At 64.7% G+C, this 22994-nt stretch carries 23 protein-coding genes; 14 read left to right on the top strand and 9 right to left on the bottom strand.

The window, feature by feature from the left end; translation table 11 throughout:
• Positions 1–32 precede the first annotated feature (32 nt).
• Entirely contained in the window at positions 33–626 is a 594-nt protein-coding gene (locus AC1DW2_RS00520) for a hypothetical protein (protein WP_477005034.1), read from the bottom strand.
• A gap of 144 nt (positions 627–770) precedes the next feature.
• Positions 771–1175: a DUF4260 domain-containing protein gene (locus AC1DW2_RS00515; RefSeq protein ID WP_259257193.1), complete on the bottom strand. Its 405-nt coding sequence runs from the start codon at positions 1173–1175 to the stop codon at positions 771–773.
• 149 nt (positions 1176–1324) lie between these two features.
• Between AC1DW2_RS00515 and AC1DW2_RS00510 the strand changes: the two genes are divergently transcribed.
• The gene (locus tag AC1DW2_RS00510) at positions 1325–2857 is read left to right on the top strand and encodes an acyl-CoA carboxylase subunit beta (RefSeq protein WP_477005033.1); all 1533 of its coding nucleotides are present in this window, start codon (positions 1325–1327) and stop codon (positions 2855–2857) included.
• 110 nt (positions 2858–2967) lie between these two features.
• A complete protein-coding gene (locus tag AC1DW2_RS00505; RefSeq protein WP_166097197.1) occupies positions 2968–3315 on the top strand; it encodes a hypothetical protein in 348 nt (115 codons plus the stop codon).
• Positions 3316–3420: 105 nt separating this feature from the next.
• Here the strand turns inward: AC1DW2_RS00505 and AC1DW2_RS00500 are convergent, their stop codons facing one another.
• Positions 3421–4077 (bottom strand): glutathione S-transferase family protein, encoded by a 657-nt coding sequence (locus tag AC1DW2_RS00500; protein ID WP_477005032.1) that lies wholly within the window; start codon positions 4075–4077, stop codon positions 3421–3423.
• Between the two features lie 196 nt (positions 4078–4273).
• Complete coding sequence (locus tag AC1DW2_RS00495) at positions 4274–6232, bottom strand: alpha/beta hydrolase domain-containing protein (RefSeq protein ID WP_477005031.1); 1959 nt, start codon at positions 6230–6232, stop codon at positions 4274–4276.
• Between the two features lie 106 nt (positions 6233–6338).
• Here AC1DW2_RS00495 and AC1DW2_RS00490 point away from each other — a divergent pair, with 106 nt between their 5' ends.
• On the top strand, positions 6339–6653 hold the full coding sequence (locus AC1DW2_RS00490; RefSeq protein ID WP_283016837.1) for a hypothetical protein: 315 nt from the start codon (positions 6339–6341) through the stop codon (positions 6651–6653).
• A gap of 121 nt (positions 6654–6774) precedes the next feature.
• The gene (locus tag AC1DW2_RS00485; protein WP_063982625.1) at positions 6775–7056 is read left to right on the top strand and encodes a twin-arginine translocation signal domain-containing protein; all 282 of its coding nucleotides are present in this window, start codon (positions 6775–6777) and stop codon (positions 7054–7056) included.
• A gap of 148 nt (positions 7057–7204) precedes the next feature.
• Here AC1DW2_RS00485 and AC1DW2_RS00480 read toward each other — a convergent pair whose 3' ends face one another.
• The 3 genes from AC1DW2_RS00480 to AC1DW2_RS00470 all read right to left on the bottom strand — a co-directional run bounded on the left by AC1DW2_RS00480 (position 7205) and on the right by AC1DW2_RS00470 (position 9640).
• Complete coding sequence (locus tag AC1DW2_RS00480; protein WP_063982626.1) at positions 7205–7453, bottom strand: GCG_CRPN prefix-to-repeats domain-containing protein; 249 nt, start codon at positions 7451–7453, stop codon at positions 7205–7207.
• 282 nt (positions 7454–7735) lie between these two features.
• Entirely contained in the window at positions 7736–8746 is a 1011-nt protein-coding gene (locus AC1DW2_RS00475; RefSeq protein WP_283016836.1) for an alpha/beta fold hydrolase, read from the bottom strand.
• A gap of 195 nt (positions 8747–8941) precedes the next feature.
• Positions 8942–9640: a winged helix-turn-helix domain-containing protein gene (locus tag AC1DW2_RS00470; RefSeq protein ID WP_028154913.1), complete on the bottom strand. Its 699-nt coding sequence runs from the start codon at positions 9638–9640 to the stop codon at positions 8942–8944.
• Between the two features lie 149 nt (positions 9641–9789).
• Here AC1DW2_RS00470 and AC1DW2_RS00465 point away from each other — a divergent pair, with 149 nt between their 5' ends.
• The 3 genes from AC1DW2_RS00465 (at position 9790) to AC1DW2_RS00455 (ending at position 11354) form a co-directional block, all read left to right on the top strand.
• Complete coding sequence (locus tag AC1DW2_RS00465; RefSeq protein WP_283016835.1) at positions 9790–10098, top strand: NIPSNAP family protein; 309 nt, start codon at positions 9790–9792, stop codon at positions 10096–10098.
• A gap of 24 nt (positions 10099–10122) precedes the next feature.
• Positions 10123–10473 carry an antibiotic biosynthesis monooxygenase family protein gene (locus AC1DW2_RS00460; RefSeq protein ID WP_028151163.1) on the top strand — a complete coding sequence of 117 codons (351 nt, stop codon included), beginning with the start codon at positions 10123–10125 and terminating at the stop codon, positions 10471–10473.
• A 71-nt stretch (positions 10474–10544) separates the two neighbouring features.
• Positions 10545–11354 carry an isocitrate lyase/PEP mutase family protein gene (locus tag AC1DW2_RS00455; RefSeq protein ID WP_283016834.1) on the top strand — a complete coding sequence of 270 codons (810 nt, stop codon included), beginning with the start codon at positions 10545–10547 and terminating at the stop codon, positions 11352–11354.
• Between the two features lie 162 nt (positions 11355–11516).
• Here AC1DW2_RS00455 and AC1DW2_RS00450 read toward each other — a convergent pair whose 3' ends face one another.
• Complete coding sequence (locus AC1DW2_RS00450; RefSeq protein ID WP_063982629.1) at positions 11517–11912, bottom strand: hypothetical protein; 396 nt, start codon at positions 11910–11912, stop codon at positions 11517–11519.
• A 166-nt stretch (positions 11913–12078) separates the two neighbouring features.
• Here AC1DW2_RS00450 and AC1DW2_RS00445 point away from each other — a divergent pair, with 166 nt between their 5' ends.
• A complete protein-coding gene (locus AC1DW2_RS00445) occupies positions 12079–12723 on the top strand; it encodes a trimeric intracellular cation channel family protein (RefSeq protein WP_283016833.1) in 645 nt (214 codons plus the stop codon).
• Positions 12724–12851: 128 nt separating this feature from the next.
• Here AC1DW2_RS00445 and AC1DW2_RS00440 read toward each other — a convergent pair whose 3' ends face one another.
• The gene (locus AC1DW2_RS00440) at positions 12852–14063 is read right to left on the bottom strand and encodes a c-type cytochrome (protein WP_283016832.1); all 1212 of its coding nucleotides are present in this window, start codon (positions 14061–14063) and stop codon (positions 12852–12854) included.
• Between the two features lie 273 nt (positions 14064–14336).
• On the opposite strand from AC1DW2_RS00440, the gene AC1DW2_RS00435 reads away from it, so the two are divergent.
• The 6 genes from AC1DW2_RS00435 (at position 14337) to AC1DW2_RS00410 (ending at position 22992) form a co-directional block, all read left to right on the top strand.
• Positions 14337–17828: an indolepyruvate ferredoxin oxidoreductase family protein gene (locus AC1DW2_RS00435; protein ID WP_283016831.1), complete on the top strand. Its 3492-nt coding sequence runs from the start codon at positions 14337–14339 to the stop codon at positions 17826–17828.
• A 480-nt stretch (positions 17829–18308) separates the two neighbouring features.
• Complete coding sequence (locus tag AC1DW2_RS00430; RefSeq protein ID WP_039147548.1) at positions 18309–19466, top strand: thiolase domain-containing protein; 1158 nt, start codon at positions 18309–18311, stop codon at positions 19464–19466.
• Positions 19466–19855, top strand: coding sequence for a Zn-ribbon domain-containing OB-fold protein (locus AC1DW2_RS00425; RefSeq protein ID WP_085405481.1), 390 nt, complete (start codon positions 19466–19468; stop codon positions 19853–19855). Before AC1DW2_RS00430 ends, AC1DW2_RS00425 begins: the two co-directional genes overlap by 1 nt.
• A 209-nt stretch (positions 19856–20064) precedes the next feature.
• Positions 20065–20925 carry a MaoC family dehydratase gene (locus tag AC1DW2_RS00420; protein WP_283016830.1) on the top strand — a complete coding sequence of 287 codons (861 nt, stop codon included), beginning with the start codon at positions 20065–20067 and terminating at the stop codon, positions 20923–20925.
• A 163-nt stretch (positions 20926–21088) separates the two neighbouring features.
• Positions 21089–21967: an SDR family oxidoreductase gene (locus AC1DW2_RS00415; RefSeq protein ID WP_283016829.1), complete on the top strand. Its 879-nt coding sequence runs from the start codon at positions 21089–21091 to the stop codon at positions 21965–21967.
• A 71-nt stretch (positions 21968–22038) separates the two neighbouring features.
• Positions 22039–22992, top strand: a complete 954-nt coding sequence (locus AC1DW2_RS00410) for a dihydrodipicolinate synthase family protein (RefSeq protein WP_283016828.1) — start codon at positions 22039–22041, stop codon at positions 22990–22992.
• Positions 22993–22994: the final 2 nt, after the last annotated feature.

The following is a 22994-nucleotide window of genomic DNA, read 5'->3' as shown; positions in this document are numbered from 1 at the left end:
TCTGCGCACTGTCAATTTGATGCGCGACGACCTCAGGCCTTATCCGCCTTCTTCGCCATCAGCGCCTGGTCGATCGCAAAGCCGCCGATCTCGCTCATCGCTTCCGAGATCACGTCGCCCTTGCGGGCAAAACCCGCGGAGAGGACATCGAACTGCGTCCGTGCCAGACGCAGCACCTCGAGCGGCACCGAGACCGCGGTCTCGTTGAAGCTGTCGACGGAGGCGCGCAAGCCGTCGAGCTCGGTGGTGAGCTTGCCGATATGGCTTTCCGCATCCTGCATCAGGCCGAGCAGCTTGCCGCGTTCGGCGTCGAACGCGGCGCGCTCGGCCGCCGCGGCCGCGGTCACCTCGGCGAGCTGGGTCCCCAGCGCCGCGATCTGGCTGACCATGGCGCTTGAGCCGAGCGCGGTCGCCTCGCGCAGGTCTACAAGGCGCTTGTTCTCTTCCTGTTGCTCGTGAAACAGCCGTTCGGCCGACATCGCCCGTTGCTTGAGCGATTCGATCAGCGCGGCCGCGCGCAGCAGCATATCGCCGTTGCGCCCCGACACCATGCTGGCCATCCGCCGCAGGAAGTCGGTGGTTTCGGACGATGAGTTCGGCGGCAGAGGGACGACCGTGGCGGACATGAGGGATGCTTGCAGCCAGACGTGGTGACCGCCGCCGTACCGACTGGGCTCACGCAACATTCGGCGCCTGATCGTAAAGGGGAGCAAGCCTGAATCGGCCGGCCCGGTCAACCGGTGGGGGCCGACAAAAAGGCGGCAATCCCCTCAGGCGTCTTTCTGGCGGCCGATCCGCCCGAGATGGGTGAAGCCGAACCCGGCCGAATATTTCAGCCCATAGCCGAGCGCCCGATCGATGCCGATATGGGCGAGCCAGATCAAGGCGATGGACAGCGTGAGCGGCGAGGCGAAGCCGAAGCCCAGCGTCAGCAGCGTCACCGGCGCCATGTAGCTGTGGGCGGCATTGTAGACCAGCGCCCCGAATCTGGCGTCGGCCAGGTACGCCAGGAAGCTCAGATCGGGGACGAAGAAGAGCAGGGCGAACACCAGCCACGAGCCGCCCCAGGAGGCGTAGAGCATCACCATGCCCGTGAACAGGGTCAGGCCTTCCAGCCGCAGCAGGATCTTGACGCCGCCGGTCGCCGCGCCGGTCTCGGCCGTTGCTTCATTCATCGTCGTCTCCCAGGCAAAACTCTGTAATTCCTTGCGCTTTCCCGCTGCGGCAAGGCAGCCCTGCGGCGCCGAAAGCGTCTTCCCGGCCCGCAAAATGCCGTGTTAGAACCCCCGGCAATCGCATTTAGGCTAAGAACTGGCGGGAGCAAATGAAGAATATCCTGGACGCCCTTGAAGATCGTCGCGCCGGCGCAAAGCTCGGCGGCGGGGAGAAGCGCATCGAGGCGCAGCACGCCCGCGGCAAGCTGACCGCGCGCGAGCGCATCGAGCTCCTGCTCGACAAGGGATCGTTCGAGGAGTTCGACATGTTCGTCGAGCACCGCTCCACCGAGTTCGGCATGGAGAAGAACAAGATCCCCGGCGACGGCGTCGTCACCGGTTGGGGCACCGTCAACGGCCGCAAGACGTTTGTGTTCGCCAAGGACTTTACGGTGTTCGGCGGCTCGCTGTCGGAGACCCACGCGCTGAAGATCACCAAGTTGCAGGACATGGCGATGAAGGCGAGGGCGCCCATCATCGGCCTCTATGACGCGGGCGGCGCCCGCATCCAGGAAGGTGTTGCGGCGCTCGCCGGCTATTCCTATGTGTTCCGCCGCAACGTGCTCGCCTCGGGCGTGATACCGCAGATCTCCGTCATCATGGGCCCCTGCGCCGGCGGCGACGTCTATTCGCCGGCGATGACCGACTTCATCTTCATGGTGAAGAACACGAGCTACATGTTCGTCACCGGCCCCGACGTGGTGAAGACCGTCACCAACGAGGTCGTCACGGCCGAAGAGCTCGGCGGCGCCTCGGTGCACGCCACGCGCTCCTCGATCGCCGACGGCGCCTTCGAGAACGACGTCGAGACGCTCTTGCAGATGCGTCGCCTGATCGACTTCCTGCCGTCCAACAACACCGACGGTGTGCCGGAATGGCCGAGCTTTGACGACATCGGCCGGGTCGACATGTCCTTGGACACGCTGATCCCCGACAATCCGAACAAGCCCTACGACATGAAGGAGCTGATCCTGAAGGTCGTGGACGAGGGCGATTTCTTCGAGATCGCGGATGCCTTCGCCAAGAACATCGTCACGGGCTTTGGCCGCATCGCGGGCCGCACCGTCGGCTTCGTCGCCAACCAGCCGATGGTGCTGGCCGGCGTGCTCGACTCCGACGCCTCGCGCAAGGCCGCGCGCTTCGTCCGTTTCTGCGATGCCTTCAACATCCCGATCGTCACCTTCGTCGACGTGCCGGGCTTCCTGCCGGGCACCGCGCAGGAATATGGCGGCCTGATCAAGCACGGCGCAAAACTGCTGTTCGCCTATTCGCAGTGCACCGTGCCGCTGGTCACCATCATCACCCGCAAGGCCTACGGCGGCGCCTTCGACGTCATGGCTTCCAAGGAGATCGGCGCCGACATGAACTACGCCTGGCCGACCGCCCAGATCGCGGTGATGGGCGCCAAGGGCGCGGTCGAGATCATCTTCCGCAGTGACATCGGCGACCCCGACAAGATCGCCGCGCGCACCAAGGAATACGAAGACCGCTTCCTGTCCCCCTTCATCGCGGCCGAGCGCGGCTACATCGACGACGTCATCATGCCGCACTCGACGCGCAAGCGGATCACCCGTGCGCTGGCAATGCTGAAGGACAAGAAGGTGGAAACGCCGGCGAAGAAGCACGACAATTTGCCGTTGTGAGGCCTCGTAGCCCGGATGGAGCGTAGCGAAATCCGGGTCTTGCCTTAGTCCCGCATGTCGCTGCGCTCGTGCGGACGACTGGTTTCTTCTGATTTGGCATCTCGATCCAAATGACCGAAGACGATCTGACCGACGAGATTTCCGACATCGAAGACCGGATCGAGGCGTTGGCCGAGATCGCCGAGCGATGCCGGAAGTACATTCTGGCATCCAAGATCGCGATTGGCGGCGGCGGCGCGCTGTTGTTGATCACGATCCTTGGGTTGTTCGGGACAGGTCTGACCGCGGCGCTCGGATCGATCGCCCTGGTGCTGGGCGGCATCGTGTCGCTCGGTTCGAACATCAGCACGTTGCAGCAAACCGAGAGCGCCATCGGTGCTGCCGAGGCGCTTCGCGCGCAACTGATCGGCAGGATCGATCTTCGCGTGGTTGAGGACACGCCGCTGAAGTTGGTGTGAGGCGAAATTCGTAGGGTGGGTTAGCCCCGCGACTGCGCGAAGCGCAGTTCGCGCGGCGTAGCCCACCATCTTTGTTGAAACATGCGCTAGCGGATTACGCCTGCGCTAATCCGCCCTGCGTTTGACATCCGCCGCAGCGAAATGCGCCATCTGGTCGGCGTGGGCTTTTGCGAACGCTGGACGGCCTGTGGCGCGCGCAACGTAGGCGCGGCAAGCCGGGTGTTCCGACAGGCCGTCGAACTTATCGACGACGCGCAGCACGTCCGACATCAGGATGTCGGCGACGGAGAAGGAGCCTGCTAGCCATTCGCGGCCGGCCAGCACCGTCTCCATGTGCTTGAGGCGGAGCTTGAGGAAGTCGTCGACGAACTTCACGGCACGTGAGCCATCGTCACTGCCGGTGAATTTGAACATCGTCCAGGGGAGGGCCGGCATCTCCACCGAATTGAGCGCCGCGAACACCCATTCGACCGTATCGCTGCGGCCGCACGGATCGGTAGGCATCAGCTTCGCACTTAGTTCACCCAGATGCAGCAGGATTGCGCCGCTCTCGAAGATCGAGAGGTTGCCGTCGGTCAGCCACGGCACCTGGCCGAACGGCTGGTGCGCGAAATGCGTAGCGTCCCGCGGGCCGAACGGCTCGCTCGCGACGCGATAGGGCAATGCGGCCTCTTCGAGCGCCCAGCGCACGCGAAGGTCGCGCACGAAACCGCGCGGCATCTCGGGAACCCAGTCGAAGGTGGTGAGGGTGAGGTTGGCCATGCGGTGTCTCCGTGCTGTCTGGGCATAGGACGGATGAGGGGCGGGCGTTCCGACAGCGTGAGACTTTTTTTCTCCGCGGGCAGCGACCGTAGGGTGGGCAAAGGCGCGCTTGCGCCGTGCCCACCATCTTTTGGCCGACGATAGAAGTGGTGGGCATGCTCCGCTTTGGCCACCCTACGGGGCCACTGGGCTTCGCTCACTGCCCAAGCTTCGCCAGCTTGCCTTGCTTCGCGGCCTCAACCGCGCGCTCCGCATCCTCCGGCAACAGAATCCGCTCCGCCACCTGCCGCGCCGCCTCGCGCCGCACCGCGGCCACATACGCCCCGTCATCCGCATATCGTTCCGCGATCGACAGCCTGGGATCGTGCACTTCCTTCCGCGCGGCTTCCGTCGGTGCGAACGGCACGACCGCGCCTTGCAGCGGATAGAGCGCCGTCGGCCCAAAGCCCTGCGCGCGCGGATTCCATGCGGTGTAGGTCGCGCGCGGCACCGCGAGCGCAAGCTGGCGGATACCTGCGATGGCCATGCCGTCATTGTCCGCCTTCGGCACGAACACGGGATAGCGGCCGATCTCCTTGGGCGGCAGCACGCTCTGGTCGGAGAAGGCGGCCAGCGTATGGATGCCGGCATAGGGCAGGCCGGGGATATCCATCGGCACCGCGCCCTGTGCTGATACAAGTGTGCCGTGAGCGCGCATGGGGACGCGACTTGCGGGCGGTTTGATGCCGTCGCTGATCCAGGCGTTGAGGTCTGTGAGGAGGGCGCGCATAGGCCCGCCCGCATGCATAGGGTTTTGCGGCAGCGACATCGCCGGCACGCCCTTGCGCATCACGTCGGCGGCTTCCGCGAAATGTGGCGTGCCTGCGATCATGTAGGCGCGGACGTTGTCGGGGAGGTCGAGGTGGTTGCCGGCGAGGCCGGTGACGAGCAGCGATGCGTGCGAGGCCCACCATTCGTGCTCGCTGTCGGTCTGCATCACCTTCGGGCACGTCGCCGAGAGCGAACAGCGGCGCAGCAGGCCGTCGGTCTTGCCGGAATAGGGATCGCTCAGGCTCGCATAGGTGAAGGGGAAGAGATCAGCCTGCCACGCCGGATCCTGCGGATGGCGCGGGTTGCGGCCGGGCTGGCCGAAGCGGACGTTCGTCGCCATCCGCCGCGTGCCCGCGACATGCGGCATCAGGCCGTCGAACACCGTGCGGCCCTGGAGGTCCTCGTTGAAGCCGAGATAGAGGAAGTCGCGCAGGAAGCGGCCGGATTGCGACACGCCGAAGCCGATGGCGCGGCTGACGGAGGGATGCAGGCCGTTCAGCAGTGGGTTCGCCTGCGTCTCGTCGTGGCGGAGGAAGCTGACGACGTCGCGCACGGCGGCATAGCCCATGCCGAGCGGCACAGGATCGCGCGCGGTGTAGGTGATCTCGTAGAGCGCGCCGGCATCAAAACCATCGGGCCGGGTGATCTCCACCGTCACGGGATCGACGAGCTTTGCGAGGAGGCCGGAAGGCGCCTGCCGCGCATCGGCCCAGGCGGCGCGCACGGAGACCTTGAGGTCGGCGGCGTCGGTCGCCGGCCAGGTCAGCGTCGCACGCGCGGGATTGGTCGTGTTGTCGAAGACCACCTCTTCGCGCGCAGGCCCGGTGACGGTCTTCAGCACCGGCGCCGTCATCGCCATCTGGCCGGGCTTGGAGGGGATGTCGCCCTGCCAGCCGACCCAGACCATCGTAAAGCCCTGGCGATGCAGGAAGCCGATGCCGGCGTCCTCGGCCTTGTCGGCATTGTTGGCGCCGGGCTGCGCGGAATCGTCGAACAATTGCGGCGCCAGCTTGCGGCCGCGATTGGGCACCTCGAGCAGCAGCGTGCCGTTGCCGTGAGTGGGATCGGTGGGCCGCAGGATGACGACGTCGGCGGTGGCTGCCACCTTGCCGTCGGAGCTACGCGGCGCGAGCGCGAGGTCAGTGATGACGGCGTTGCGATCGTCGGACGGGTTGAGCGCGAAGGTCGCGCGCGCGGTGATGCGCTCATAGGTGCCGACATCGCCAAAGCTGCGCCCGGCAAAGGCGGGCTCGCGCGCGAGGATGTCGAAGCGGACGATTTCGGCGAGCGAGGCCGTGGGCCACAGGCAGGTGATCGCAACGAGGCCCGTGATGATCCTGCGCATGGCCATTCCTTCCCCCATCGGCGCGATCCGAATGTTCCGTCGCGCGGGCTTTTTGTTGCCGCGACTATAACCGTCTATGCTGCGGCCAAACAACAGGAGGAAACACATGCCTGCTGCCTACTTCGTCGTTCGCGCGACCGTCACCGACGCCAGCAAGCGCGCCGCCTTCGACACATGGTACGAGACCGCGCATGTGCCCGACGCGGTGAAGGCGTTCGGCGTAGCTAAGGCCTGGCGGTTCTGGAGCCTGGACGATCCCTCGCTGCATCAGGCCATGTATCAGTTCGATGACGAGGCCAAGCTGGCTGCGATGCTGAGGGGCGATGCGTTGAAGCTGCTCGTCGCCGATTTCAATCGCGGCTGGCCCGACGTGAAGCGCACGCGCGAGACGCTGGTGCTCGCGCAGGAGTTTGGAGCGTAGCCGTAGCCCGCTTGTCCCTGACACCCATGTCATGAACCTGAAGATGCGATTCAGCTTTCGTTCATGTCGTGACCGCGACACTCCCTCTGCATCACTTGCTCGATAGCCTAGAGGACATGTCATGGAGCGTCGGAACTTTTTGAAACTTGCATTCGGCGTCGCGGCTGGAGCCGCGACGTTGACCGCGAGCGCACAAGCTGCGCCGTTGGCGCCGCAGCCGCTCGGCGATCCCGCGCGCGCGCCGCAAGGCAATCCCGACGCTCGTCCCGCCGTCACCACCAGTGAGGAGACCGCGCAGCTCAAGCCCGAGCAGGTGCATTGGCATGGTCACCACCGCCATTGGGGCTGGCGCCGCCGCCACTGGGGTTGGCATCGCCGGCGCTGGCACCGCCATCACTGGTAAGCTCGGCACACGCCAGGCCTTGAACGGGGATCGCGATTGCGGTCCCCGTTTTGATTCGGAGCCGGCGGATGCGACGCCAGGCGTTCAAAACGAAAATGGCCGCGCAGGCTTTCGCCGCGCGGCCACTTCGTAACGCGAAAAGACGAGATCAGATCGGGCGGCAGCGGCCACCCCACCAACGGAAGCCGTACGGGCAGACGCGGGCGCGGGGCACGACGACGACCGGCGGGGCAACCACCACCGGGCCGGGCCGCACAACGACCGCACCGCGCATCGGGCGGCAGCCGCCATAGGCGCCGCGGTACCAGCCGGGGCCGCAGCCGCCGGCGGCGCTGGCCGCTTCGCTGAAACCGACGACCGCGCTGGCGAGCATGACGGCGGCAAACAGGTATTTCATGAGATCTTCCTCTTGTCCTTGGGCAGGTTTTTGGAGCGCTTGCGGCGCACAATGAATCAAAAGACACGATTCGACACGTTAAATTTGGGGACGTGCCGACACGTCGCGATCCAAACCTGCCAATCATGACCTGAATGCGGCATGAACATTCTCCGCATACGGCTTCTGGCGACAGCAATTGCGCTGGAGCGCCGTCCCGATGGAATCGGAACGGGGCTCCAGGTTCTTAATGCTGATGCGTTTTCTTGACGCGAACCGCTATCCACTTCGCTCGAAAGCGCTCTAGCGGCCAAGAAAGCCCAGCACCAATTCCTTGTACTTCTCCGGCGCCTCCAGGAAGACGAGGTGGCCAGTGTCCGGGATCACCTCGGCCCGTGCGTTCGGCATCTTGGCCGCAAGCGCTTTCGCGAGCTCGGCGTTCTGGCCCATTTTCGCGCGCAATGCCTCCGGCGCGTTCGGTCGGCCCGGCGCGTTGTGATCGTCGGCGCCCATGATGAACAGCGTCGGCTCGGTGATCAACGCGACCTCGTGCGCGACCGGCTCGCGATAGATCATCTGGCCGGAGCTGACGTAGGCGCGCAGCCAGCGCGGATAGTCCGGGCTGCCCTTGATGTTGTAGCGGGCGTCGACGAACGGCGTGATCGCGTCGGGCGGCAGCTTGATCGCGTAATTGGTCTGGAGCTGCTTGCGATAGCCGTCGGGTGTGAGCTTGTCCTCGCTCTCGATGATCTTCTCGGTCGGCGTTGGCGGCACATAGAGACGGTAGTCTTCCAGCCCGATCGGTGCGGTCAGCACGAGATGGGCGACGCGGTCCGGATAGGCGCGGGCGATGCGCACGCCCAGCATGCCGCCGAGCGAATGCGCGACGACCTCGGCTTTGTCGATCTTGAGATGATCGAGCAGCGCAATGGTGTTGCGCGCCAGCGTGTCGAAGTGCAATTCGCCGGTCGGCTTCGAAGATTTGCCGAAGCCGATCTGGTCCGGCACCACGACGCGGAAGCCTGCCTCGCTCAGCATCTTGATGACGGGCGCCCAGTAGCTCGACGGAAAATTGCGCCCGTGCAGCAGCACGACGGTGCGGCCGTTCGGCCGCTCGGGCGCAACGTCCATATAGGCCATGCTGAGCTGCTCGCCGTCATTGATGACAGGCAGCAGATGCACGGGATACGGATAGGCAAAGCCTTCGAGCGCGATGCCGTAGGGCTCGCGCGGGGTAGTGTCGGCGGCGTGGGCGGACGTGAACGGGGAAGCGAGGAGGGCTGCGGCAAGCGCGGCCGGGAGGATGCGGTTCATGAAGATCTCGTAATTGGAGCCGTCATTCCGGGGCGCGTCGAAGATGCGAACCCGGAATCTGGAAGTTCCAGGTTCGATGCTTTGCATCGCCCTGGAACGACACTGCGCTTAAAGCGATGGATGGCCCGGTCAAGCCCGGCCATGACGGAAGCCGTGGTTCACACGCAAACGTGCGATCTCACGCACCTGGCGTGATCAATCCTTCCCGGTCCCGAACAGCGTCGCAAACTGCTTCTCGCCGGTGCGGGTGAAGTTCACCACGCGGCTGCCGGGCGTGGCGTCGCGCGCGGCCCATTTCAGCTCGGCGAACCGCTGCATCATGGCGGCGCCCAGCGTGCCGGCGAGATGATGGCGCCGCTCGCTCCAGTCCAGGCAGGCCTTGCACACCGGACGGCGCGGATGGGTGAGCATGTCGGGCGAGATCTGCAAATGCTTTGCGAGGAAGCGCTCGCCCTCGGCCGTCAGCTCGATGTCCTGCTTCTTCTGCCTGACCAGGTTTCGCGTGCGTAGACTGTCGAGCATCTGCACGCCGAGATCGCCGGCGAGGTGGTCGTAGCAGATCCGAGCGCGCCGCAGCGCCGGATCCTTCGGCCCCGTGCGCACGCGCATGTGGCCGGTCCGCGCGGCAAGTCCCGCAAGGCCTTCGAGCACGCCGGCGACGTCGTCGTCGGTGAGGCGGTAGTAGCGGTGGCGGCCCTGCTTCTCCGGCTCGATCAGCCCGCCGGCCTCGAGCTTGGCCAGATGCGAGCTCGCGGTCTGCGGCGTGATGCCTGCCTCCTGCGCGAGCTCGCTCGCAGTGAGCGCGCGGCCGTTCATCAGCGCGGTGAGCATGTTGGCGCGGGCGGGGTCGCCGACCAGCGAGGCAATCATGGCGATGTCAGGACCTGATTTCATGCTTCGATGGTAGCCGAAGCATTGAAGTGGAGCAAGGACGTAGTCTGTCTTTGCGAACACGTCATTGCCAGCGAAGCGAAGCAATCCAGTTGCTTCAGCGGCGACGGTGTTGCTTGCGCTTGCCGCAATGAAAAATCAGGGAGCCCACCATGTCCGTCACCGTCTTCATCCGCTACCAGCTCGATCCCTTTAAGCGCGCGCAGTTCGAGGAGTACTCAAAGCACTGGCTCACCATCATCCCGAAATGCGGCGGCGACCTGATCGGCTATTTCATGCCGCATGAGGGCACCAACAACATCGCGTTTGCGCTGATTACCTTCGAGAGTCTGGCCGCCTATGAGGCCTATCGCGCCCGGCTGCGGCAGGACGCAGACGGCATGGCCAACTTCCATTTCGCCGAGGAGAACAAATTCATCCTCGCGGAAGAGCGCACCTTCCTGCGCAAGGTGGTATTGTAGACCGCCAACGCAAAGGAGACGCCCATGATTGCCGTGATTTTCGAAGTCTGGCCCAAGCCGGAACATCGCCAGGACTACTTCGACCTCGCGGCCGACCTGAAGCCGATCCTGCAAACCATCGATGGCTTCATCTCGGTCGAGCGCTTTGAAAGCCTGACCGAGAAGGGCAAGATCCTGTCGGTGTCGTTCTGGCGGGACGAGGCAGCAGTCCAGGCCTGGCGCAATACGATGGAGCACCGGCGCACGCAGGCGAAGGGCAGGGCGAAGATCTTTGCTGATTATCACCTGCGCATCGCCAGCGTCATCCGCGACTACGGCATGAATGATCGCGAGCAGGCGCCGAAGGACAGCCGCGCCGTGCACGACGCGCACTAGCATTTGCGGGCGCGCACTGGCGCTGCCCAGTGCGCGCGCTTATGTCTGCGCGGCCAACAAGGGAGAGAAACATGCATGTGACAACCGCTGACAAGCGCACGACGTTCAAGACGATGCACGAGAGCGGCTGCTTCATCCTGCCCAATCCGGTCGACGTCGGCAGCGCCAAGGCGTTGCAGCATCTCGGTTTCAAGGCACTGGCCTCATCGAGCGCGGGCTTTGCCTGGACCATCGGCAAGGCCGACAACCACGTCACGGTCGATGACGTCTGTCAGCATCTGGCAGCATTGTGCTCGGCCGTCGACATCCCCGTGAATGCGGATTTCGAGGGCGGCTTTGCCGTCGAGCCGGACAAGGTGGCGGACAACGTCGAGCGCGGTGTGCGCACCGGCGTCGCCGGCCTATCGATCGAGGATTCCACCGGCGACAAGGACAAGCCGCTCTACGAGCGCGCGCTGGCGGTCGAGCGCATCAAGGCCTCGCGCAAGGCGATCGGCGACAGCGGCACGCTGCTGGTCGGCCGCTGCGAGGCGTATTTGTGGGGCGTGACCGACCTCAAGCTCGTCATCGACCGGCTCACGGCCTATGCGGACGCAGGCGCCGATTGCCTCTACGCGCCGGGCCTGAAGACGCGCGAGGACATCGCCGCCGTGGTGAAGGCTGTCGCACCAAAGCCGTTCAACCTGCTGATCGGCGCGTCCGGCCTGTCCTTGCAGGAGGCCGCCGACCTCGGCGTGCGCCGCATCAGCGTCGGCGGCTCGCTCGCCCGCGCTGCCTGGGGCGGCTTCATGCGCGCCGCGAAGGAGATGGCGGAGAAGGGGACCTTTACGGAGCTCGGCACCGGCTATTCCGGCGGCGAACTCAACAAGATGTTCAGCTAAACGAAAAGCGGCGGGATGTGAGGTCCCGCCGCTTTTTCATCCTCTCGGTGTCATGCCCCGCGCAAGCGGGGCATCCAGTACGCCGCGGCCTCTCGATTCAATCTCCGCCGCTGGTGGAATACTGGGTCGCCCGGTCAAGCCGGGCGACGACAGCTGTTGTCGTTACTTCGCGCCCTCGGACGGGGCGGCCGGATCAGGCGCCGCCGGCTTGCTCGGGGCAGCACCCGTGGTCACGCCGGGTCCCGTGTTGTTGCGCGGCGTCACATCGCGCATGCCGGGAGGCGCGGCCGGATTCGCAGGCGGAGCCTGCTGGGCGGTCTGCGTTGCCGGCGTGTTGCTGGCCTGGTTGCCGGTGCTCGTGTTGTTCAGTCCGTAGAACACGGCACCCAGTACCAAGGCGATCGCCACTGCGAACAAGGCTACCTTGCCGCTGGAGGCGGGGCCTTCGCCAAGCTCGGGATCGACCTGAAGCTCGGCATCCCGTCGCGCCGCACGGACATACTCATCATCGGCGAGATTCGGGCGATACGGATCGTTGGGAAAACGGTCGTCAGCCATCGATTTTGTCTCCTCGATTATTGCGGCTGGACAACCCCTAGATGCGAGATTCTGTTCCGCCCTCCTTAGTGCTTTCGTCGCATGTTGCCCTTGCGCGAGGAATCGGGAACCTGTTCATTTTGGAACCGTGCGCGTCGGTTCCATGGATGGGGAAGGGAACAAGGCGATGTGGAGCTTGCCGCCGAGCGATAGCGTGCTGCATCTGTTGTCGCTGGTCGCGGTCGCAGCGCAAGGCATGACCGCCGCGCTCGCCGCCGGCCGCCGGAGCATGGACTGGCTCGGCGTCTGCTTCCTCGGCTGTATCACCGCGCTCGGCGGCGGCACCTTGCGCGATCTCTTCCTCGGGCACTATCCGCTCGCCTGGGTCGCTCATCCCATCTATCTCGCGCTGGCCGGCGGCGCGGCCTTCCTCACCATCCTGATCGCGCGGCTCGTGCACCGGCTGAAGGTGGCCTTCATCGTGCTCGATGCCATCGGTCTCGTCGTCTTCACCATGGCCGGCTGCGACATCGCCTGGCAGACGAATGCCGCGCTGCCGATCGTCATCGTCTCCGGCATGGTGACCGGCTGCGCGGGCGGGGTGCTGCGCGATGTGCTCTGCAACGACGTGCCGCTGCTGTTCCGCTCCGAGCTCTACGCGACCGTTTCGGTGGCGACCGGCCTGTTCTACGCCACCGCCTTCGGCCTCAATCTCAATGCGGAGCTCTGGACGATCTTGACGTTTGTCCTCGGCGTCAGCTTCCGCCTGCTCGCGGTGCGCTACAAATGGGAGATGCCGAAATTCGTGTTCACGGAAGGCGAGGAGCGGTAGGCGCTCTTTCGTTCACTGTTCCATCTACGTCGTCATTGCGAGCGCAGCGAAGCAATCCAGCATCTTTCCGCGGAGGGACTCTGGATTGCTTCGCTGCGCTCGCAATGACGGAGAGGAGGCAGCAAGAACTACGGCTTTCCCTTCCGCGCCTTCGCCACCTGCGCCGTGGTCACCAGCGGCGCGGCGTTGCCCCAGGAATTGCGGATGTAGTTCGTCACTGCGGCGATCTCTTCGTCGGACAATTGCTTGGCATAGCCCGGCATCTCGCCGCTGTTGGGCGCGCGTGGCGTCGTCACGGTGTGGGCGCCGTCGAGGATGATGCGCAAGCTGGAGGACGGATTGACCGATTGCAGAAGCGCGTTGCCGGGCAGCGGCGGATAGATGCGCGGCGCGCCGGAGCCGTCGGCTTCATGGCAGGCGATGCAAAGTTTTGCGTAGACGGCCTGACCGGCCTTCATCTCGGCCTCGTCGGGCGGCGTCACGATCGTCTCGCGCCGCGACTGCGGCAGGCTCTTCAGATATTCCGCGATGGCGCGCACATCGGCATCGCTCATCTTCGAGGTCGAGCCGACGACCACCTCGGCCATCAGCCCGCCAGCATGGCTTTTGGCGTTGCGGCCGCTCTGGAGATATTCCGTGATGTCCTCGACGCTCCACGACTTCAGCCCGGTGCGCGCGGCGCCATCGAGCCTTGGTGCGTACCAGCCGCCGACCTCGTTGCCCGACAGCGCCTGCGCAGTTTTGTCCGCGCCGAAATAGTTCTTCGGCGTGTGGCAGGCGCCGCAATGGCCGAGCCCGGTGACGAGATAGCCGCCCCTGTTCCACGCCGCGCTCTGGCTCTGGTCCGGCTCGAACAGGGCGGGCTTGAAATACATCGCGTTCCAGACCCGCATCAAGCCGCGATGGCCGAACGGCCAGCGCAGCTCCGGCGGCTTGTTGCGGCTTGCGACGGGCGCCAGCGTTCCGAGATAGGCCCGGATCGCCAGCGTGTCGTCCTTCGTCATCTTCGTGAAATAGGGATAGGGGAAGGCCGGGTAATAGTTCGAGCCGTCGGGCGCGACGCCGGTGCGCACCGCGCGGGTGAAATCGGCGTCGGTCCAGGCGCCGATCCCGGCGTCGCGGTCCGGCGTCAGGTTCGGCGCGTAGATCGCGCCGAAGGGCGTATCGATGCGCTTTCCGCCCGCGAATGGCTTTGCCGGATCGGTGGTGTGGCAGCCCGCGCAGTCGCCGGCCTCGACCAGCGCCTTGCCATAGGCGATCAGCTCCGGCGATGGCTCGGCGGCGCGGGCCGCGCTCGCAACTGCACTGCACAATGCGACAACAGCCAGAATCATTCGCATCGAAAGCTTCCCCTGCGACCAATCGCCCGGATAGGAGCCTCACGTCGTTTCGCGTCGGTGGGGGTATGGTGACACAAATTGAAAATGCTTGATGCCTTTGCAGCCACGAAATTGCGATTATTACCCGGCGCTTCCTTTGGTCCAGATTTGTGATGCGGAGCGTTAAATATCCGACATAGAGTGGCGGAGTTGGTCGGCGCGCCCTAGCTAAAAACAACGGGCAGGCAACGGCTTAAGTGGCCAAACGCTCAAAAGGGGCGGAAGAGGACAAGAATGGGTATCAACCAGGGTCCGATCAGTCTCGACCAGAAATACACCCAGGAAACCGGACACGTCTTCACCACGGGCATCCAGGCCCTGGTCCGGTTGCCGATGGCCCAGATCCGGCGCGACCGCGCCAACGGCCTCAACACTGCGGGCTTCATCTCAGGCTACCGCGGCTCGCCGCTCGGCGGCTATGACCAGCAGCTCTTTGCGGCGCGAAAACATCTCGAGCAGTACAACATCAAGTTCCAGCCCGGCGTGAACGAGGATCTGGCGGCGACCGCGGTGTGGGGCTCGCAGCAGCTCAACCTCTCGCCCGGAGCCAAATATGATGGCGTCGTCGGCATCTGGTACGGCAAGGGCCCCGGCGTCGATCGCTGCGGCGACGTGTTCCGCCACGGCAATGCCGCCGGCTCGGCCAAGAACGGCGGCGTGCTGTGTCTGGCCGGCGACGACCACGGTGCAAAATCCTCGACCGTTCCGCATCAGTCAGACCACGCCTTCATGTCGGCGCTGATGCCTTATCTCTATCCGTCCAGCATCCACGAGATGATCGAGATGGGCCTGCTCGGCATCGCGATGTCGCGCTATTCGGGCTGCTGGGTCGGCATGAAGGTGATCACGGAGACGGTGGAGACCACCGCCGAGATCGACCTCACCGACGAGATGAAGCCGTTCATCATCCCGCCCGATTTCGAGCTGCCGCCCGGTGGCCTCAATCTGCGCTGGCCCGACGACCGCTTCGAGCAGGACCGCCGCCTCCAGGACTACAAGGGCTTTGCCGCGATCGCCTTTGCGCGCGCCAACAAGGTCAACCGCGTCACCATGGATTCGCCGAACGCCCGCTTCGGCATCATGGCGTCGGGCAAGAGCTACGAGGACGTCCGCCAGGCGCTGCGCGAGCTCGGGATCACCGAGGAGGTCGCCGCCAAGATCGGGCTTCGCCTCTACAAGATCGGCATGCCCTGGCCGCTGGAGCCGGAAGGCGTACGCCAGTTCGCGGTCGGGCTCGAAGAGATCTTCATCATCGAGGAACGGCGCGAGATCGTTGAGAACCAGGTCAAGCAGGAGCTGTTCAACTGGCGCGACGATGTCCGCCCCCGCATCGTCGGCAAGATGGACGAGCACGACAAGCGCTTCCTGACCTTCGCCGCCGAACTCAGCGTCGCCTCGCTTGCGACCTCGCTCACCGAGCGGCTTCTCCGACTCAATCTCAACCCTGAAATCGCGGAGATGCTCCGCGCCAAGGCCGACTGGTTCAACGGCCGCCAGGCGAGCCAGATGCAGGCGACAGCGCCTGTTTCTCGCGTCCCGTATTTCTGCTCCGGCTGTCCCCACAACACGTCCACCAAGGTCCCCGAAGGCAGCCGTGCGCTCGCCGGCATCGGCTGTCACTTCATGGCGCTGTGGATGGATCGCTCGACTGAGACGTTCACGCATATGGGCGGCGAGGGCGTGCCGTGGGTCGGCATCGCGCCCTTCACCAACGAGAACCACATCTTCGCCAATCTCGGCGACGGCACCTACTTCCACTCCGGCCTTCTCGCCATCCGGCAGGCGGTCGCCTCCAAGACCAACATCACCTACAAGATCCTCTACAACGATGCCGTCGCGATGACGGGTGGCCAGCGCCATGACGGCGATCTCTCGCCGCAGCAGATCACGTTCCAGCTCCACGCCGAAGGCATCCGCGAGATCTACCTGGTCTCGGAGGCGCCCGACACCTATCCTGCCGACACCATCGCGCCCGGCGTGAAGCTGTATCACCGCGACGAACTCGACAACGTCATGAAGATGTGCCGCGAGTACAAGGGCACCTCGGCGATCGTCTTCGTGCAGACCTGCGCGGCCGAAAAGCGGCGCCGCCGCAAGCGCGGCCTGATGGAGGATCCGGCGCGCCGCGTCATGATCAACCCGGCGGTCTGCGAAGGCTGCGGCGATTGCTCGGTGCAGTCGAACTGCATCTCGGTCGAGCCCCTGGAGACCGAGTTCGGCCGCAAGCGCGCCATCAACCAGTCGTCCTGCAACAAGGACTATTCCTGTGTGAAGGGCTTCTGCCCGTCCTTCGTCACCGTCGACGGCGGCAAGCCGCGCCATCGTGCGCCGGCCGATCTCGGTGACATCGGCGAGCTGCCGGAGCCCGCGTCTCGGCCGACGGTGGACAAGCCCTATAACATCGCCGTCGGCGGTGTCGGCGGCACCGGTGTCCTCACGATCGGTGCGCTGCTCGGCATGGCCGCTCATATCGAGGGCAAGGCCTCGATGATCCTCGACATGTCGGGCCTGGCGCAGAAGGGCGGGGCGGTGCTCAGCCACGTCCGCCTGTCCGATCATCCGGCCGAGGTGACCTGCTCGCGCATCGTCACTGGTACGGCAGATCTCGTGCTCGCCGCCGACGAGGTGGTCGCAGTCGCCAAGGACACGATCTCGCTTTGCGACACCAGCCGGACCCGCGGCATCATCAACAGCCACGTCATTCCGACCGCCGACTTCGTCCTCAACCGCGATTTCAACTTCCAGACCCGCAAGCTGAATGGCTTGCTGGAGACGGCGCTGCACAAGGACTCGGTGTTCTTCGATTTCACCAAGCCGGCCGAGCAGCTGCTTGGCGACAGCATCGCCACCAACATGATGATGATGGGATATGCCTATCAGAAAGGCCTGTTCCCGCTGTCAGCAGAATCGATCGAGCAGGCGATCGAGGTCAACGGCGTCGCGATCAAGATGAACAAGGAGGCCTTCCGCCTCGGCCGCCTCGCGGTCGCCGATCCCCAGCGCCTCGCCGACATGTTGAAGGGGACGGACGAGGTGGTTGCGCCGAAGACGCTCGATGCAATGACGCTGGATGAGGTCGTCGCGCATCGCGCCAAGCACCTGACCGCCTACCAGAGCGGCCGCCTCGCAAGACGCTATCGCAAGCTGGTCGATCAGGTTCGCGATGCCGCCAAGCAGGGCGGTTATGACGATGCGCTGCCGCGCGTGGTCGCGGTGAACTACGCCAAGCTGCTGGCCTACAAGGACGAATACGAGGTTGCGCGGCTCTACACCGACGGCGCTTTCGAGCAGCAGCTCCGCGACCAGTTCGAGGGCGACTTCAAGTTCAACTTCAATCTGGCCCCGCCGATCCTCAGCAGTGGTGTCGACGCGCTGGGACGCCCGAAGAAGCGCGCCTTCGGCCCGTGGATGCTGAAGGCATTCAGGGTGCTCGCGAAATTCAAGTTCCTGCGCGGCACCCCGCTCGACATTTTCGGCCGCAGCGCAGACCGCAAGCTCGAGCGCGATCTGATCGTGGGCTACGAGAAGGACGTCGCCACCGTGATCGGCCTGCTGTCGCCGGTCACGGTCGACACCGCGGTCGAGCTGCTATCGCTGCCCGACCGCATCCGCGGCTACGGCCTGGTCAAGGAGAAGGCCGTCGCGGACGCGAAAGCCCGCTACGCCCAGCTCGCGGCCGACCTCGCGAGCCCGCCGCCCGCGCCGAGGCAGATCGCAGCGGAGTAGGGCGGTCTCGACGCGAACGCAATGCGTAGGGTGGGGCAGCCCTGCAGATGCGCGAAGCGCATCTGCTCGGCGTAACCCACCACTTCTCCGTCCACGTGGAAAGCAAAGAGGTGGGTTACGCCTTCGGCTAACCCACCCTACGATTTCCTCTTTGAAATCAACCAGCGTCCTACTGTGTATGGGGTTGTTTTCGTAAAAAAAGAAAATCCCTTGCGCCGTCGGGCAAAACACCTTTAGGATTTTGGTCGTCGCGTTCGTCATTGCGAGCGCAGCGAAGCAATCCAGAAGTGCATCCGCGGAAAGACTCCTGGATTGCTTCGCTGCGCTCGCAATTCCGACTTGGAGGCAGACGAGGTTAGCCCCCACTTGCGCCAACGCGCTGCCCTCTCGCCCGACGGAATATTTCCGCGCTTGCCAAGCTGGCCCCCGCGGTTCAGAAAAACGGAGCAAGAAGAAACGCGAGCGCGGAGACCTGACGTTTTGACCATCAAGGGCAAGGCCTACATTGCCGGGATCTACGAACACCCGACCCGGCATGCGCCGGACAAATCCACCGCCCAGCTCCATGCCGAGGTCGCCAAGGGCGCGATCGAGGATGCCGGGATCAGCAAGGACGACGTCGACGGCTATTTCTGCGCGGGCGACGCCCCCGGCGGCGCATGGCCGATGGTCGATTATCTCGGCCTGAACACCAAAAAACTCCGCCACGTCGATTCCACCGAGACCGGCGGCTGTTCCTACATCATCCATCTCGGCCACGCCGCTGAAGCCATCGCGGCCGGCAAGTGCTCGATCGCGCTGATCACGCTCGCGGGCAAACCGCGCACCGGTGTGATGCCGCCGCGCGCAGCCGGCGCGGAAGCCGATTTCGAGTCCGCTTACGGTGCGACCACGCACAATGCCTATGGCATGTGTGCCATGCGCCACATGCACGACTATGGCACCACCAGCGAGCAGCTCGCCTGGATCAAGGTCGCGGCCTCGCATCACGCGCAATACAATCCGCATGCAATGCTCAAGGATGTCGTCACCGTCGAGGACGTCCTGAACTCGCCGATGATCTCCGATCCGCTGCATCGCATGGATTGCTGCGTCGTCTCCGACGGCGGCGGCGCGCTGATTGTCACGACGCCCGAGATCGCCAAGAGCCTGAAGAAGCCGTTGGTCAAGCTGATCGGCCACGGCGAGGCGATGAAGGGCCCGCGCGGCGGCAAGGATCTCGACCTCACTTACTCCGCCGGAATCTGGTCCGGCCCGCGTGCGTTCGAGGAAGCCGGCATCACGCCGAAGGACATCAAATACGCCTCGATCTATGACAGCTTCACCATCACCGTCTTGATGCAGCTCGAAGACCTCGGCTTCTGCAAGAAGGGCGAGGGCGGCAAGTTCGTCGCCGACGGCAATCTGATCTCGGGTGTCGGCAAGCTGCCGTTCAACACCGACGGCGGCGGCCTGTGCAGCAACCATCCCGTCAATCGCGGCGGCATGACCAAGATCATCGAGGCCGTCAGGCAGCTGCGCGGCGAGGCGCATCCGAAGGTGCAGGTCAAGAATTGCGATCTCGCCATCGCCCACGGCACCGGCGGCCTTCTGGGCGTTCGCCACGCCGCTTCGACTGCCATTCTGGAGCGCGTGTGATGAGCGAAGCGAAAAAGTATCCGGCACCGGTGACCAATCCGGAGACCGCGGCGTTCTGGGACGCGGCCAAGCAGGGCAAGTTCATGATCAAGCGCTGCACCGCCTGCGGCGAAGCGCATTACTTCCCGCGCTCGATCTGCCCGTTCTGCTATTCGGACAAGACGGTGTGGGAGGAGAGTTCGGGTGAGGCCACGATCTACACCTGGAGCCTGATGCGCAAATCGCCGACCGGCCCCTATGCCATCGCCTATGTCACGCTGAAGGAAGGGCCGTCGCTTCAGACCAACATCGTCGATTGCGATCTCGAGAAGCTGAAGATCGGCCAAAAGGTGAAAGTGGTGTTCAAGCCGACGGATGGCGCGCCATTGCCGTTCTTCACGCCGGCGTAGTTGCTTTCTTCCTTCTCCCCTTGTGGGAGAAGGTGGCGCGAAGCGCCGGATGAGGGGTATCGCTCCGCAGAAAGACTTTCGATGCGGAGCTAACCCCTCACCCGAACGAGTTTGCCGCACGGCTCTCGCGGCCCTCTCCCACAAGGGGAGAGGGCACATTAACGAGCGCCGTTGCTCGCTGAGACGAATGCCGGGAGGAAACCAGAAAAATGTCCGCCAGATACGAAGAACTCAAAGGCCTGAAAAACATCGGCCAGAAATACGCCTATGGCGATCGCGAGGTCATGCTCTACGCCTATGGCATCGGCCTCGGCGCCGATCCGATGGATGAGAAGGAGCTCGCCTTCGTCAACGAGGGCACGCTGACGCCGCGGCCGCTCAAGGTGGTGCCGACCTTTGCGTCCGTCGCGGCCTGGGGTTCGGGGCCCGGCGAGATGAACCTCAACCGCGTCATGGTGGTCGACGGCGAGCGCGACATCACCTTCCACCAGCCGCTGCCGGTCGCTGCGAACATCACCGCCGATTCCTCCGTTGTCGAGGTCTACGACAAAGGCAAGGACAAGGGCGTCGTCATCGCGCACCAGACCGTGCTCAAGAACGAGAAGGGCGAGAAGCTGGCAACGCTGGTCGCCTCGCGCTTCGCCCGCGGTGACGGCGGCTTTGGCGGGCCGAACCTGACCCAGCCCGATCCGCACAAGATTCCGTCGCGCGCACCCGATAAGACCATCGACATCGTCACGCGCCCCGACCAGGCGCTGGTCTATCGCCTCTGCGGCGACCGCAACCCGCTGCACTCGGATCCCGAGTTCGCCAAGAAGGCCGGCTTCCCGCGCCCGATCCTGCACGGCATGTGCACCTACGGCATCACCTGCCGCGGCGTGCTCCAGACCTATGCCGACTACGACGCGTCGGCCTTCCGTCAGCACGTCGCGCGGTTCTCATCGCCGGTTTATCCCGGCGAGACCGTGACCATGGACCTCTGGAAGGACGGCAACACGATCTCGTTCGAGGCCAAAGTGAAGTCGCGCGGCGTCACCGTGATCAAGAACGGCAAGACGGTGCTGGGTTAGGGCGGTCTCGTGCCCCGGACTCAGCGCAGCGCTCCTTAGCGGTGCGCTGCAGAGCCGGGGCCCAGAGCGAACCCAACAAAGAGCTGGGTCCCGGCTCTGCGACGCAGCGTTTCACGCTGCATCGAGTCCGGGACACGAAAAACAAAAACAGGGAGAGGCCACCATGGGACTACTCGACGGCAAGGTTGCGCTGATCACCGGCGCGGGCGGGGGGCTCGGTGAGGCCTACGCAAAACTGTTCGCGCGGGAAGGGGCGTCCGTCGTCGTCAACGATCTCGGCGGTCCCCGTGACGGCTCCGGGGCCGACAAGTCGATGGCGCAGCTCGTGGTGGATGCGATCAAGGCCGAGGGCGGCAAGGCGGTCGCCAACGGCGCCGACATCTCCACCATGGAGGGCGGCCAGTCGGTGTTCGACGACGCCATCAAGCATTTCGGCCGCGCCGATATCCTCGTCAACAATGCCGGCATCCTGCGAGACCAGACCTTTTCCAAGGCCTCCGAGTCCGACTGGGACAAGGTGATCAAGGTGCATCTGAAGGGCACCTTTTGTTGCACCATGCCGGTGTTTCGCTGGATGCGGGAAAACGGCGGCGGCGTCATCGTCAACACCTCCTCGACATCAGGGCTGATCGGCAATTTCGGTCAGACCAACTACGGCGCGGCCAAGGGCGGCATCTGGGGCCTGTCCAACGTGCTGGCGATCGAGGGCCGGAAGTACAACATCCGGATCTGGACGCTGGCGCCGGGCGCGCTGACCCGCATGACCGCAGACCTGCCCCGCTATAAGGAGAACCCCGGTGCGGCGCTGGGGCCGGACGGCATCGCGCCGGCCGTGCTATACATGGTCAGCGACTTGTCCGGCGACCAGACCGGCAAGGTGCTGGGTGTGTCCGGGCCCCGCGGCGTGCGCGAAATGCGGATGATGGAAATGGAAGGCTGGAAACCGCCGCACTCGGGCTGGAACGCCCAGGACATCGCCGATCACGCCAAGGAGATCTTCTTCTCCGAGGAGCAGATCAAGATGGGGGCGCGGAGGTTTTAGCCACACTGTCATTCCGGGCGCGACGAGGTCGCGATCCCGGAATGACGACAGACGATAGGACAAGAGACCCGATGAAACTCACCGCCGACGCCAAGGGCACCTTCGCAATCGCGCCGACACCGTTCCACGATGACGGCCGGATCGACGAGCGCTCGATCGACCGCCTGACCGATTTCTACGAGGAGGTCGGCTGCGACGGCGTCACGGTGCTGGGCATCCTCGGCGAGGCGCCGAAGCTCGATGCCGCGGAGGCCGAGCAGGTGGCGGTGCGCTTCGTCAAGCGCGCCAAGAAGATGCAGGTGATCGTCGGCGTCTCCGCGCCGGGCTTTGCCACCATGCGCTCGCTGGCGAAGGCCTCGATGGATGCCGGCGCGGCTGGCGTGATGATCGCGCCGCCGCCGTCGCTCCGTACCGACGACCAGATCGTCGGCTACTATAAGCAGGCGGCGGAGGCGATCGGGCCCGATGTGCCCTGGGTGCTGCAGGACTATCCGCTGACGCTCTCGGTGATCTTCACCCCCGCCGTGATCCGCAAGATCGTCACCGACAATCCGAATTGCGTGATGCTCAAGCACGAGGACTGGCCGGGCCTCGAAAAGATCTCGACGCTGCGCAGCTTCCAGAAGGACGGCTCGCTCCGTTCGCTCTCGATCCTCTGCGGCAATGGCGGACTCTTTTTGGACTTCGAGATGGAGCGCGGCGCCGACGGCGCCATGACCGGCTATGCTTTCCCGGAGCTCCTGATCGACGTCGTGCGCCTCTCGAAGGAGGGCAAGCGCGACGCTGCGCATGATCTGTTCGATGCGCATCTGCCGCTGATCCGCTACGAGCAGCAGCCGGGCGCAGGTCTGGCGGTGCGCAAGCACGTGCTGCAGAAGCGCGGCATCATCGCTTCCAGCGCCCAGCGCAAGCCGGGCGCGACCATCACGCCGGCGGCGAAGGCGGAGGTCGATTACCTCCTGTCGCGCGTCGCCCGCGTCGACAAGCGCGCCAATCTTGGCCCGCAATCCAGCGCCGCAGGTTAGTT

It is taken from the genome of Bradyrhizobium sp. P3_C3, from assembly GCF_056402655.1.
Note: the sequence above shows the minus strand (reverse complement) of the source record. Positions and strands in the feature narration are given on the sequence as shown.

What these genes read in the sequence shown, in the direction of transcription:
- AC1DW2_RS00480 (WP_063982626.1), bottom strand. Translation starts at nt 7,453, where the DNA reads ATGAAATACCTGTTTGCCGCCGTCATGCTCGCCAGCGCGGTCGTCGGT.
- AC1DW2_RS00495 (WP_477005031.1), bottom strand. Translation starts at nt 6,232, where the DNA reads ATGCGCAGGATCATCACGGGCCTCGTTGCGATCACCTGCCTGTGGCCC.
- AC1DW2_RS00445 (WP_283016833.1), top strand. Translation starts at nt 12,079, where the DNA reads ATGTGGAGCTTGCCGCCGAGCGATAGCGTGCTGCATCTGTTGTCGCTG.
- AC1DW2_RS00490 (WP_283016837.1), top strand. Translation starts at nt 6,339, where the DNA reads ATGCCTGCTGCCTACTTCGTCGTTCGCGCGACCGTCACCGACGCCAGC.
- AC1DW2_RS00435 (WP_283016831.1), top strand. Translation starts at nt 14,337, where the DNA reads ATGGGTATCAACCAGGGTCCGATCAGTCTCGACCAGAAATACACCCAG.
- AC1DW2_RS00425 (WP_085405481.1), top strand. Translation starts at nt 19,466, where the DNA reads ATGAGCGAAGCGAAAAAGTATCCGGCACCGGTGACCAATCCGGAGACC.
- AC1DW2_RS00505 (WP_166097197.1), top strand. Translation starts at nt 2,968, where the DNA reads ATGACCGAAGACGATCTGACCGACGAGATTTCCGACATCGAAGACCGG.
- AC1DW2_RS00450 (WP_063982629.1), bottom strand. Translation starts at nt 11,912, where the DNA reads ATGGCTGACGACCGTTTTCCCAACGATCCGTATCGCCCGAATCTCGCC.
- AC1DW2_RS00515 (WP_259257193.1), bottom strand. Translation starts at nt 1,175, where the DNA reads ATGAATGAAGCAACGGCCGAGACCGGCGCGGCGACCGGCGGCGTCAAG.
- AC1DW2_RS00440 (WP_283016832.1), bottom strand. Translation starts at nt 14,063, where the DNA reads ATGCGAATGATTCTGGCTGTTGTCGCATTGTGCAGTGCAGTTGCGAGC.
- AC1DW2_RS00470 (WP_028154913.1), bottom strand. Translation starts at nt 9,640, where the DNA reads ATGAAATCAGGTCCTGACATCGCCATGATTGCCTCGCTGGTCGGCGAC.
- AC1DW2_RS00460 (WP_028151163.1), top strand. Translation starts at nt 10,123, where the DNA reads ATGATTGCCGTGATTTTCGAAGTCTGGCCCAAGCCGGAACATCGCCAG.
- AC1DW2_RS00500 (WP_477005032.1), bottom strand. Translation starts at nt 4,077, where the DNA reads ATGGCCAACCTCACCCTCACCACCTTCGACTGGGTTCCCGAGATGCCG.
- AC1DW2_RS00520 (WP_477005034.1), bottom strand. Translation starts at nt 626, where the DNA reads ATGTCCGCCACGGTCGTCCCTCTGCCGCCGAACTCATCGTCCGAAACC.
- AC1DW2_RS00475 (WP_283016836.1), bottom strand. Translation starts at nt 8,746, where the DNA reads ATGAACCGCATCCTCCCGGCCGCGCTTGCCGCAGCCCTCCTCGCTTCC.
- AC1DW2_RS00465 (WP_283016835.1), top strand. Translation starts at nt 9,790, where the DNA reads ATGTCCGTCACCGTCTTCATCCGCTACCAGCTCGATCCCTTTAAGCGC.
- AC1DW2_RS00510 (WP_477005033.1), top strand. Translation starts at nt 1,325, where the DNA reads ATGAAGAATATCCTGGACGCCCTTGAAGATCGTCGCGCCGGCGCAAAG.
- AC1DW2_RS00420 (WP_283016830.1), top strand. Translation starts at nt 20,065, where the DNA reads ATGTCCGCCAGATACGAAGAACTCAAAGGCCTGAAAAACATCGGCCAG.
- AC1DW2_RS00410 (WP_283016828.1), top strand. Translation starts at nt 22,039, where the DNA reads ATGAAACTCACCGCCGACGCCAAGGGCACCTTCGCAATCGCGCCGACA.
- AC1DW2_RS00485 (WP_063982625.1), top strand. Translation starts at nt 6,775, where the DNA reads ATGGAGCGTCGGAACTTTTTGAAACTTGCATTCGGCGTCGCGGCTGGA.
- AC1DW2_RS00415 (WP_283016829.1), top strand. Translation starts at nt 21,089, where the DNA reads ATGGGACTACTCGACGGCAAGGTTGCGCTGATCACCGGCGCGGGCGGG.
- AC1DW2_RS00455 (WP_283016834.1), top strand. Translation starts at nt 10,545, where the DNA reads ATGCATGTGACAACCGCTGACAAGCGCACGACGTTCAAGACGATGCAC.